We start from the raw sequence: 11,751 nt of genomic DNA on the forward strand, positions 1-11,751 counted from the left end.
TTCCGGCGATCTGCTTTTTGTTGGACAGTGAAGGCATGCCAAATCTTGATGAGATCCTGCCCGATTTAGAACCGCCACTCGCACTCGAACTCACGTTCCTCGGGCCATACCGGGTTGACGTATTCCGCAGGTGAGAGAACGACGATGTCTGGCAGCTCACGTGGATGCTCCCTAACGCGACGCCGATTTCACGAGTCGAAGATCGGGATAACGGCACCGGGCCCAAAAACAATACTGCCCTCAAGTAAGCGAGTGTCGCCCAGAATAGTATCCAGATCACCGCCGGGAATATTTCGCAACAACTCTGCATTGGATAGCTTGAATTTTTTTCACGCCCAGGCTTAATCCCACGCCAGGTATGGGAGGGGACTAATGCCGAAACCTATTGGGCTGAAAATTTCTGAGCTTCGCTTGGATCACGAAAATCCGCGCATCTCGACGGAAGACGGTCAAATCAACATCCGTCAGGCACTTCTCGATGATCAGGGGACCAAGATAGCGGAGCTTGCCGCCGATATCGCGAAATTTGGGCTAAACCCCATGGACCGGATGATGGTTCTAAAGCCCGACTCGAAGAAAAACGAATATGTCGCTCTTGAGGGTAACCGACGAACAGCGGCCTTGCAGATTCTCGCCAATCCGTCGTTGCTGGAAGATATGAAGATTCCAGACTCGCTTCGAACTAAGCTGACCGACCTTGCGGACGATTTTGACACGAAAACGGTCGAGCCCATCTCTGGCGTGGTCATGCCCGACCGAGACACTGCCCGACGTTGGATAGAGCTCCGGCACACCGGACAGAACAGCGGCCGGGGAATAGTTGATTGGAATGGTGTTCAGACGGCCCGTTTTCGCGGAGATCGCACACTTGATCTATTGGAATTCGTGCGTCAGAAGGGAAATCTGACACCGGCCGAGCAGGCTGCCATTGCGAGCAATTTCCCGATTACCACGCTCGACCGTATCATTTCCAATCCAGCAGTCCGCCAGAAAATAGGCATACAGATCGTCGATGGAGAGTATTATTTCGCTTACCCGACCAGCGAACAGATCAAGATCATCAAGAAAATTGTTCTTGACCTGGCTAGTAAGACGATCAAGGTCGATGCGGTCAAAACCAAGGAACAGCAGATCACCTACGTCGACGGCATTCCCAAATCGGCGATGCCATCTGGACCGAAGCTCAAGGCGGCCGAGTCCGTGAAGGCTGTAGTAAAGGCCCAGCCTTCACCCCCACCCCTCCCCCGCCCCCCTTTCCAAGCCCATTGCGCCGAAAGACACTTGTCCCAAAGACCTTTGGGTTGACGATATCGAACACGAAAGCAGCTCAGCTCTTTTATGAGCTGCGAAACCTGAACATCGACAAATTCACGATTGCCGGCGCTATTTCTTTGCGAAGTTTTGTCGAAGCGGTCGTCGAGATATATTGCTCTTCCCATTCGATCTTAACGAAACACACGTCGGGGAAGAACGCGGGGAAGACATTCAGCCTAGGAGAGAAAGTGGAGGCCGTGCTGCAGCATCTCAGTTCGGCTCTGACGAAACAGGAGTTGACCGCAGCAAGGGCTTCGCTCACCGGTAAGGATAGCGTGATATCCGTCGCCCGGTTACACGAGTACGTGCATAACCCGGCCATGTTTCCATCAAAAAACGATCTTATTGGCGCCTGGTCTGGCGTGGAGGCGTTTTTCAAAGCGGCCTGCAAATGACGCCGAAGAGCGCCCGCGCCTCTCACCATGCGTCTCCGCTACGCTATCCAGGGGGAAAGGCCAAGCTCGCCCCGTACTTTAAAGCACTTGTTCGAAAGAATAGGCTCCTAGACGGAACCTATGTCGAACCGTTCGCAGGCGGTGGCGGTGTGGGGCTATGTTTGCTTCTGCATGGCTACGTCGAGCACATCATACTCAACGACCTGAGCGCCCCGATCTACGCATTCTGGAGAGCTCTGTTGGATGAACCCGACCGGTTTCAGCAGAAGATTCTCGACATTGAGCTAACGACCGAAGAGTGGTTAAACCAGCGACAAGTGTTTCAAGAAGCTGAGGGGCGGATCTCCTTCGAAATTGGGTTTGCCACGTTCTTCCTCAACCGAACGAACCATTCTGGCGTCCTCAACGCCGGCATGATCGGAGGGCACAGTCAAAGGTCCGCCTATGGTCTCGATGCCCGTTTCAATCGTCAAGAACTCGCCGCTCGGGTCATGAGAATCGCGAAAAATCGTTCGAAGATCACGGTGATGAATCTGGATGCGGCGGAGCTTATCCGGAATGTGACGGAAATTGCCGGCGATGATCGCCCGCTGATCTATATCGATCCTCCATACTATCGGAAGGGGCGCGACCTTTACTACGACTTCTACCGTCAAGAGGATCATGGCAAGCTTCGCGATGTGATCGTTCAACTCAATTCCGCAATCCCTTGGGTAGTCTCTTACGATAACGAGCCGGCGATCCGCGAGTTGTATGATGCCCACCAGATGCTTGAGTACAACTTGAGCTATTCGGTCCGAAACGGAAGGCAGGGCAAAGAGGTTATGTTCATGTCTGACTGTCTCAAACCGGCTTCACTTGCTGAAGGAGGGCTGCAGGCGCCCCTGCCACAAGCGGAGTTCAACCTGGCCAGTTGATCGATTCGGGCGCACGGTCTTTCGGAGATTTCGTGTCTAGCGCCCGGCTTCACTTCGCAGAGTATCGGTTGGCAGCGGACGTTAGACTAGCAACTACAGCTCGCCCCCTCACCCCCAAAATTCTTCTGCGCGAAATTCAACGCGCTTGAGTAGCTGGTGTAGCTCTGGAACTGGCAGACATCGGAGCCGTTGCGCACCTTCATCTGCTCGAGATCCCAGAACGAGAACTCGATGTGGTCGTTGGCGCAATAGACCGTGTATTTTTCAGGCTCCAGCGCGCTGGCTTTCTGCAGCGGCATGGAGACGGCAGGAATGGAAAGTACGGAAAGTGCAAGCATGACGGCGTGACGCGTGCGCATGGTAAACCCCTTAAGTGAAACCGGCCCGTATTATCGCCGCTATTTTGAAACGTTGCATCACGGCTTTTTGGCGAACGACTTCTTTCCCCACGGCCCCGGCTCGCAGCCGGCTACTCCCTGTTTGACGCAATTCCCAAGGGAAAGCGCTTCGCGCTTTTCCCGGGAAAACCGTTTCACACTTTTCCTGGAATTGCTCAGATGCTGATCCAGATCTCCAGTGTGTTGGCGCCGATAATCGGTACCGCTCGGGCGATTACCGCCTGGCCGGCAGCAGTGAGGTCGGCGGCGAGAAGTTCGGCGGCGTAGCGGTCGGCGTCGGCGTCCGGATTATAGCGCACCTCGTTCTTGCCGGCAGCGGAGTCCACCTGTTCCTCGCCGGGTGTCGGGATGCCCCAGCCCAAGGCGCGCATTTTGGCGGAGAGCGCCTGGGCGCCATCGCGCGTCATCCCGTCGAACTGAACGTAAACCGTCTGCGGGTGCTGCTGGATACGCAGCCGATCCTTCAATGTGTTGAGCACCTCGCGGTCCTGGTCGCCGATGATCGCCTGACCGCCGGCTGCGGATATGTCGAGATCTGCGACAGCGCGGCGCGCGGCGGCGAACACAGGCAGCCAGTCCGGGCGGTTCCACAGGTCAGGCGGAACACTGAGCAAGGTCTCGAGCACGTTGCTGCGCCGGGCAGGCGTCAGCCCTGTCATGCTTTGCAGGCCGGCCATCTCGACAAGAGCTGCGACGATCTTGCGCCGTTCGGGCACCGCGAGATCCGCATTGCCGAGTGCGGCAATCAATTCACCGCGCAGCGCATCGGTGGCGCCGTCGGCGCTGTCGAGCAGTTTGACACGCCCCGCCAGATCGTCGGCTGCGGTTCCATTCGGGCCGGGGTTCTTCACCGAATCCGTCCATTCGATGAGCGTGCCAAAATTCAGGCTCGTGCGTCTCTCAAGCTCGGCAACCGGGAGCCGATACTGTTCGACGTTGAACTCGCCCGTGGCGTCGCCCGGAATGAGGAACGCATCGACGACGAAGTCAGGCTCCCTCGCCTCGTCCTTCACGGCAGCCGGCACGGAAGAGACGGCGAGCTTCCAATAGGCGTTGGGGACCGGCACGCCATCGATCGGGTGGCTGGTGGGGTTGAAGATCGTACCGCTGAAGATGGTCACCTTATTGGCCAGCGGATTGTGCTGCGTGCGCACCCAGTTTTCGAGCGGCGCCCACTTCGTCTCGTAAAAAGCGCTGGACTGCGGCATCGTGTTGGGCAGGACATAGGTATACTGGGCCAGTTTGAGCGCCGCCGTTGCCGCATCGACCGTGAATTCGGGACCCCAGGCGATGTCGCTTGCGTTCGCCAATCGTGCTGGCAGCCAGCGCCGGTCCGGCCGGAGGTACCAGGCACGATCCGGCTGCAAATCATCCAGCAGTCGATTATCATACCTCAATCCGCTGCCGGTGACCTGCAAAGTCATCCTTTGCGACCGATCCAGATTGACCGCCGAGTAGATGGCCATGCGGTGACTTCGGCCCATCACCAGCGAGTAGTTGATATAGTCCAGCGGCGTCCTCGAGGTATCGCTCGCCAAATCGCCGGTTAACCTGGGCAGGGCGATGTTGGCCTGGATAAAATCGACCTTATAGCCCGTAAGGACATTGGGCCGCTTGTCAGTAACTTTGCCGAGCAGCGGTTCAAGCGCGCTTTGCAGCGGCGCCGGCAACTCGCTGAGACTGATCTCACTGCTTTTGATCCGGCCTGCCAGTTCAACAAGCACCGCCTGCTTCAAATCGGGCGTCAGTTTTTCGAGGGATATATTGCCGTCTTTGAGCTGGTCGATCACAAGCCCGATGGCAGACCGCAAGGTGGCCTGCGTGTCTTGCTGCTCACGCAGTCTTTTGGCAGCGTCCTCGGCATTCTTCAAGGCAACGTCACGCGCGGCTTCTGCCTGTACGCGTGCGTTTTTTGCCTCCGCGAGAGCGGCGCTTAGGTGCTTATTGAGTTCCGCGACCTCGTTCGCCGCGGTCTCGGCCTTGGATTGTGCCTGCTCGGCATTGGAACGGGCAACAACAGCATCATTCCTCTGGTTAAATGCGAAGTAGGTGGTTCCAGCGAGGATTGCGGTTAGGGTGGCGAACACGGCGATCAGCAGGTTCTTGCTGCGATCGCGCTGCTTCTGGCTGTCCGTCTCCGCCTTGGCGCTCGCCTCAACGAACTCGGCAATGTCGGCACCTTGCGGCAGCTCCGCCGCCTCCTTCAGCGCTTCGCCGCGCAGGAGATAACCGGCATAGCCGGTGTTCTTCCATTGCCTGGCCTGAGCGGCCACACGGATGCGAAAGCGCTCGGTCAGTTCGTCCGAACTCAGTTCGTCGTCGGATGCGGATTGCTCGTTGGACCCAGAGGCCGTGGGGCCGGCTTTGGCCGGCCCGACAATGGCATCCGTTGCAACCGACCCCGGATCGTCCGCCGCGACAGCGACCGTTTCAAGGCCGCCGCCACCTGCGAAAGACGCGAGCCGCGCCGGGCTGACGTCGGCTGAGGTGATGCCCGGCCGCGTGACCAGTTCGGCGGACCAATAATCGAGTATGCGCTGCGCCGCGCGCCGGTCGGATTCCCGCGCGATGGAGCTGCCGGCGCGCCGTGCCTTGGCCAGGAAGTCGCGGATGGCCTGCGCATCGGGGGCCGTGTTGTCGATGCTGGCTTCCGTCGTCTCGGCGCCGGCCTTGTCGCTGCGGCTCATCGATGGGTCGACGGCTTCATTGCTGCTGGCGATGCGCATCAGCTCGAGATGTGCGATCCGGATGTCGCTCAGCGAAATAAAATCGGCCGGAGTTTCGGTCTCCGTGCCTGTCGCAAGTTCATCGCTCATGGCCCCAGGTCCTCAATGATCTTGTGCAAAGGCGTGCTGACGCGGACGATCGAGGCGCATTCCGTTTTCAGCGCCAGATCGACCTGGACGAAGCGTTGCTGGGCCTCGTCCCGATAGGCTTCGAAGGCAAGGATGAAGGCGGCATCGACGGTCTCGCGCGATAGCTGGTCGTTGACGTCGGTGGAGTAGTCGACGAGCGTCGCCCGCCACGCTCCAGTGGGGTCGAGGTCGGCAAGAACCTTGACCTTCACTTCCAGGTTTCGCCACAGCGGCGAAAACTGGAACGGCAGCGACCTGTCCGCCGCAGCGCCCCCTTCTATCGGCTCGATCATGTCGGTAAGGCTGGCCAGCTTGTTGTCGATGTCCTGCCATAGCTTGTGCTCGACGACGCGCGCATAGATGGTCGAGGACAGCACCATGATCGCGTCATGCGCGGCCTTGATCAAGGGCACGGACGGCTCTTCTGCAGGAAGTTTGCCGGCTATCGTATCTAGACCGGTGGCCAAAAGTCCGAAGGGCAGGTTCTTTGCCGTGACGAAAATCTGCTGGTTGAGCCGCGACGGCACGACGCGCAGCACGGTGCGCACGTCAAACAGCGCGTCGTAGGCGTCCGGAGACTTGTTATCGATGGCAGCCTGCAACTTGATCGCAGCCGCCTTGAGGTCGTCGAGCCAGGCCTGCTCGATATCGTGAAGCGCCGGCCCCGCCGGCAGCTCCATGACCGACTCTCCGATAGAGACACAGAAGAGCTTCAATATTTTGAGGAAATTGCGCATGACGCGGACCTGCTCTAGGTCGGCCCCCATGTCGCGGGCGGCGACCAGCAGGTTCTGGAAGCTGCCGATGCCGTATTGAAAACTCTGCAGATGGTCATGCAGGTCCTTGTAGGTCTTGAGGACATCGATCTGGCTGGTGACATTGGTGAGGCCGTTGTCGGCGGCAAGCGTGGCCTGAATGTCCTTGGACTGCTGGTTGACGGCGTTGAAGCCTGCGAGCGCGGTGTTGACCCGATCGTCGGTCGTCAGGCCGGGCAACTCGGCCGTCGGTTTCTGGCCCGCGGCGAGTTCGTCCAGATAGGCCTTGAACCGGGCCGCGCACTGCGGATTTTGCGCCACGACGGCAGTCATAAGCGCCTGCGACAGTTTATTGGTCAACGCATAGTCAAGGATGTTGAACCAGACTGTAAGCGCCGCCCCCTGGAGGTTGATGGCGCCAGCGACGATCCCAGCGTCCTTGGTTACCTGCAACCAATCGGGAGGCAATGGGTAGAGATCAGCCAGTTGAAGCCTGAGGTCGAAATAGGCGCTGATCTCTGAACTCCCTGGTGTTTGGTGTGTGGCGTTATAAACCGTCACATCCGAAAAAATTTACATGCCGTAGTCCCAAATCGCCGCGCATCGAGCTGCGCCATCGGTCTGCATAGCTCACCATCTACACAGGCTTTGCCGCGAGGTCTTGGATGATGGTGTCGATCGCGATGCCTTCATTGCGATAATATGTGCTTTTGGCAGGCGCGTTGGGCTCGGTGAGCCAGCCTCCGCTGTGATGCAGCGCAATCAGGTTCCAGTCGGTGTCGAAGACCGGCGAGCCCGACGAACCCGGCAGTGTGTCGGTCAGATACTGGACGCGGCCGCCGCCGACGAAGGCCACGACATTGGCGACAAACGAAATCTGTTTCTGCGCACCGCCGGGATGCTGGATGATGTTGACATGATCGCCGGCCTTGACGGTCATGGGTTTCAATTCCAACTCGCCCCATTTGGAGGCATCGCCCTTGATGCGGACGGCGGACCAATCATTGTCCTTGGAGGTACGAAGAGGCACGGCGGTGTCGATGTCGAACTGGTCGAGCGGCGCGTCGAGCCCGGCAACGGTGCGCTGATAGTTGAACTGGACCACCGTGCCCGCCAATGAAGCGCCGTCAGGCAAGACATGGTTGTTGGTGATCAGTATCCCGCCGGTGGTCATGAAGCCGGTGCCGGAGCTGCCATCCGCACGCTTGATGCGCACCACCGATCTTGCCCTGACAAGGCCGAGTTCGAGATAGCTGATCGGCACCAGCGTGCTCTTGTCGCCAAGGATTTTTTCGAGCTGGGCCGGCGCCGTCGCGCCGCTCCAATTGGCGGTCGCGGGGCCTTCGACCGGCGGCGGCGGGGCGTGCTGCTTTGCCTGCAGCAGTGCCTGGTCGCCGGGATTCTCATCGAGTGCAAAGGCGACGAGGTCGTCGGCCCTGGTCTCCTGCTTTGCGCGCTGGACAATCGCAAACCAGTTGTTGATCGCCTTGTTGTCAAAGGCGATCTGGGCCGTCGAAAGACCGACACCTTTGGCAACACGCACGCCGTCGCCGATCATCGGGTAAAGGTTGGCGAGGATGCGGTTGAGACTGTTCAGTTCGGATTGCGTCCATTCGGTCATGGGATTCCCTCCGACCCTAAGCCTTCTTCTTCCGCTTGCGTGATCCCGCCCGCATGGCAATTTCGGTGCCGCGAACCGTTTCGTACTGGTCGGCATCGACCAGCGACTGGTCGAAGGTGACGCCGGTCATTTCGGAGATTTCGGTCAGCGGGTACATGGCGCCGATGAATTCTTCGGAGACCGTGAACTCCAGTTCCGTGTCCGACAGATCCTGTTCGAGCACGAAGCCGTAGCTGGCGATGCCGTCACTGACGCGGGCGACCACCACCTTCCAGAAGCGGCGCGGCACCGGCGCGCGGAGACTGGTGCCTTTGGGACCCTTGCCGGCAAAGGTCCGGTCGTCTTCAGCGAGGACCGGGCCGGCGAAGACGCAAAGCCGCTCGCTGGCCGCCTCCGACAGGACGTGATTCTCAAGATCGCCCCAGTTCTTCTCGCCGCTGTCGGAGCGGTTGTAGCCTTCGACCTGGGGCGAGCAGTTGGTGACATGGAAGGAGCAGACATTGCCCCTGAGCAGAAGCTCGAAGGTGCTGCCCCAGGCCACGTCATCGCGCCTGACGATATGGCCCTTGTCGAAGGCGCCCTGATCCTGGGTGTAGAAGACGTCGGGGATCTGGTACTTGTCGTCGAGCCGCAGATCCGGGAACCAGCGCTCGCTGAACAGGCCGCCGCGCGAATAGTTGCGGCCCTTTTCCGGCTCGCGCAGATTGCTCTCGTCGGTGACGTTGGAGGCGGTGAACAGCGCCAGCCGCCGCTTGGCGTGCATCTTGAGCGAAAAATTCTGGTAGTCGAGTTGCGTGCCGCCGGCCTTGAGCGGCGCCAGCACTGAGAGGTCGGTGGCCTCAGGCATCGGCACAACGACCGGCGCGAGTTTAGTGCCGCCAGAGAGAAATTTCTCGTCGTAGCCCTTATAGCCGGCATAGTCCGCGACCGTTTTGGGAACGAATGCGCCGCCTGGAGGGGTCGGCTTGGCCGCTTCCAGTTCGACCGATTCCGTGACCGCTTCATGGCCAGGCGTTGCGCCGAGCGAGACGGTGATGCGCAACGGCACTTCGAAGGTGACGCTGCCGCCCGGCGAAACGACGACGCCTCCGGATGGAGGCGTCTGGGTGGCGACGCCCGGGATCTGCTGGGCGCCGCCGACTTCAACCAGGTTTACGCCCTCGGCCGGCGACCCACTGTCCGCCTTGTTCCACCATGCGCCCCAATCGTTGGGGCCACCGCTGGCGGCGCCGGCGAAATTGAGGCCGAGGTCGACGACACGCTGGTCCTTGGCGAGCGCGCCGGTGGGCACGGCGTAGTTGCGCTCGAGATAGCGGCCGGCAAAATGCAGCGCCACGACCTCGCCGGTGGCGAGGTTGATCATGGCGGTGCCGGAGTTGCCGCCAGTGGTCGAGCAATCATGTGTCGCCGCGCTGACGATCTTGCCGAAACTCTCCGTATCGAAGCCGCCCTGCAGCATGCCCGGTTGCAGGCGCTTGACCTGGAAACGATCGCGCATGAGCTCGTTCTGGACATCGACCGCGTTGCGATTGTCGAACGCCGGATAGCCGATGGCGACGACTTCCTGGCGCAGCATATCGCGCGCGTCGGCGACCGCGAGCGACAGCGGCGTGATGTTGTCGGGCAGGCCTTCGACTTCGAGAATCGCCATGTCCCAATAGGGATGGATCATCCGGACATTGCGGATCTTGAAGACGTTTCCTGCCGCCGAATCGCGCTTGAAGTCGATGCCGGCGGCGCGGCCGTTGATGAATTGCACATTGCGGTCGCCAAGGCCGTCCGCAAATATCTGCGCCACATGACGGTTGGTCATCAACAGGTTGCGGCCGACGACGAAGCCCGTGCCGCCGTAAGGGATATTGGTGTCCCACAACAGTTCGATACGCCCGATCGCCGGCAGGGCGGCTTCGATGCGCTGCTTCAATGCGGCCTCGCTGGTAAGCTTCGTCCACAGCGAATGGCCAGGTGTCGGAGCGCCGTCGAAAGTCAGCGTCGTAAAGGTGCCATCCTTGATGTCATAGACCGGCCGCAACTCCGGGATGATTATGGCTTCCAGATCGGAAAGCTGCTCGGGCGCGACTTCGGCGCCCCGCGCGAGGCTCTCCAGGCCAGCGCGCGCCGATTCAAACGCCGCCTCCGTCTTGCCGGCTTCCGCAGGCGCAAGGGATTCCAGGCCGCCGCCTGCCATCGTCTCCATGTTGCCGAGGACCGATTCAGTCCCCTCGCCCCCGGTGACGAGATCGAGATATTGACGGATTCGCTGCTCTCTGCTGACCGGCATAGTCGCCCTCAAAGGTTCTGTCGAAGTAAAGAACTGTATTGCCCCATTTTAGACTGGTGCAATTCTGATTGGCAGGCAAGGAAACAAATCAACTCGCGTCGAAGATGACCGGAGTGCAACGTCGGCATGTCTCTTTGCCGCAGTCGCTCGCGCGATGTATGACGCTCGCATTATTTCAGCGATGCCGTATGTGATCTCCGTCACAGACGCTCACGCTGTTGCGCCCACCTATCGCAACGGGTGGAAGGGCCATTGCGGCCGCTCGGTTTTACAGAAATTTTATCACCTATCCATTTTTATCAGTTGGCGCCTGCACGCGCGGCTCCTGTCGCCGCGGGTGCAGGCGGCTTTCCGCCCGGCACGAGCCAGGCACTGGGCGCGACCACTGCGCCAAGCCTTTAGAAGGCGTAATCGCAAGGGATGAACGCCGGCCTTTGACGCGGTGCACTCTTGCCTTAGACTTCGGCCCTTAAACTTCGCCGATTGCGGCAATTGGGAATTTGGAACATGGCTTTTGGCGGCCCAAACGACAGAAACGATCTGCCGCGCCTGGCACGCATCGATCCAAAGCTGTTCGATATCCTGTTCAGCGGCTGCAAGGTCGAGCGCTACGCCGCCGGCCAGCATCTGTTCGTCCAGGAAGATGCCGCCGACCGGATCTACGGGGTGATGAGCGGCACGGTGGAAATCTCGATCTATTCGCCTGGCGGGCAGAAGCTGGTGGCCAATATCGAGCTGTCGCGCAGCCTCGTCGGCGAGATCGGCGCGCTTGACGGGCGGCCACGCACCGCCACCGCCATCTGCCTGACCTCTTCAGAGCTGGTTTCGCTCAGCAGGACACAACTCTTTGATCGCATTGAGAGAAATCCACCGCTGGCACGCGCGATGATCGAACTTCTGTGCGCCCGGCTGCGCTGGGTCAGCGGCGAACTCGGCGACCAGGCCTTCTTCGGCATCGAGGCGAGGCTCGCCAAACGCCTGGTCTTCCTGGCCAAGGTGATGGCCGACAGCGCCGGCTGGATTCCGATCTCGCAATCGGAACTCGGAGAGTTCCTCGGCGCCACGCGCGAGTCCGTCAACAAGACGCTCAACGACTGGCGCAACCGCTCGTTCATTGCCATCAAACGCGGCGGCCTGCGCATCACCGACACCGGGGCGCTGCGCCATATCGCCGAATCGCAGGACGACGACTGACGCCGATCCCGAATCAGCCCC

The 11,751-nt window shown here is 60.0% G+C and carries 9 protein-coding genes; 4 read left to right on the plus strand and 5 right to left on the minus strand.

Features of this window, described 5'->3' with window-relative positions; translation table 11 throughout:
• The first annotated feature begins 372 nt into the window (after positions 1–372).
• Genes NKI46_RS09280 through NKI46_RS09290 form a run of 3 tightly spaced genes read left to right on the plus strand, consistent with a single transcriptional unit; the run spans position 373 to position 2,626 of the window.
• Positions 373–1,305, plus strand: a complete 933-nt coding sequence (locus NKI46_RS09280; protein ID WP_023738842.1) for a ParB N-terminal domain-containing protein — start codon at positions 373–375, stop codon at positions 1,303–1,305.
• The gene (locus NKI46_RS09285) at positions 1,302–1,709 is read left to right on the plus strand and encodes a hypothetical protein (RefSeq protein WP_023738841.1); all 408 of its coding nucleotides are present in this window, start codon (positions 1,302–1,304) and stop codon (positions 1,707–1,709) included. The genes NKI46_RS09280 and NKI46_RS09285 overlap by 4 nt, the downstream gene beginning before the upstream one ends.
• The gene (locus NKI46_RS09290) at positions 1,706–2,626 is read left to right on the plus strand and encodes a DNA adenine methylase (RefSeq protein WP_023738840.1); all 921 of its coding nucleotides are present in this window, start codon (positions 1,706–1,708) and stop codon (positions 2,624–2,626) included. The genes NKI46_RS09285 and NKI46_RS09290 overlap by 4 nt, the downstream gene beginning before the upstream one ends.
• A gap of 86 nt (positions 2,627–2,712) precedes the next feature.
• On the opposite strand, the gene NKI46_RS09295 is transcribed toward NKI46_RS09290, so the two are convergent.
• The 5 genes from NKI46_RS09295 to NKI46_RS09315 form a co-directional block, all read right to left on the minus strand.
• Complete coding sequence (locus tag NKI46_RS09295; RefSeq protein ID WP_352745851.1) at positions 2,713–2,985, minus strand: hypothetical protein; 273 nt, start codon at positions 2,983–2,985, stop codon at positions 2,713–2,715.
• Between the two features lie 194 nt (positions 2,986–3,179).
• Positions 3,180–5,840 carry a DNA/RNA non-specific endonuclease gene (locus tag NKI46_RS09300; protein WP_352745853.1) on the minus strand — a complete coding sequence of 887 codons (2,661 nt, stop codon included), beginning with the start codon at positions 5,838–5,840 and terminating at the stop codon, positions 3,180–3,182.
• Entirely contained in the window at positions 5,837–6,967 is a 1,131-nt protein-coding gene (locus NKI46_RS09305; protein WP_156929790.1) for a hypothetical protein, read from the minus strand. Before NKI46_RS09305 ends, NKI46_RS09300 begins: the two co-directional genes overlap by 4 nt.
• 304 nt (positions 6,968–7,271) lie before the next feature.
• Positions 7,272–8,255 carry a trypsin-like peptidase domain-containing protein gene (locus NKI46_RS09310; protein WP_023696135.1) on the minus strand — a complete coding sequence of 328 codons (984 nt, stop codon included), beginning with the start codon at positions 8,253–8,255 and terminating at the stop codon, positions 7,272–7,274.
• A 16-nt stretch (positions 8,256–8,271) separates the two neighbouring features.
• The gene (locus NKI46_RS09315; RefSeq protein WP_352459003.1) at positions 8,272–10,536 is read right to left on the minus strand and encodes a DNA/RNA non-specific endonuclease; all 2,265 of its coding nucleotides are present in this window, start codon (positions 10,534–10,536) and stop codon (positions 8,272–8,274) included.
• A gap of 507 nt (positions 10,537–11,043) precedes the next feature.
• Here NKI46_RS09315 and NKI46_RS09320 point away from each other — a divergent pair.
• A complete protein-coding gene (locus tag NKI46_RS09320; RefSeq protein WP_352745858.1) occupies positions 11,044–11,730 on the plus strand; it encodes a Crp/Fnr family transcriptional regulator in 687 nt (228 codons plus the stop codon).
• The last annotated feature ends 21 nt before the right edge of the window (positions 11,731–11,751 follow it).

Origin of the sequence: Mesorhizobium sp. M0615, assembly GCF_040320805.1 — a bacterium.
GTDB lineage: Bacteria > Pseudomonadota > Alphaproteobacteria > Rhizobiales > Rhizobiaceae > Mesorhizobium.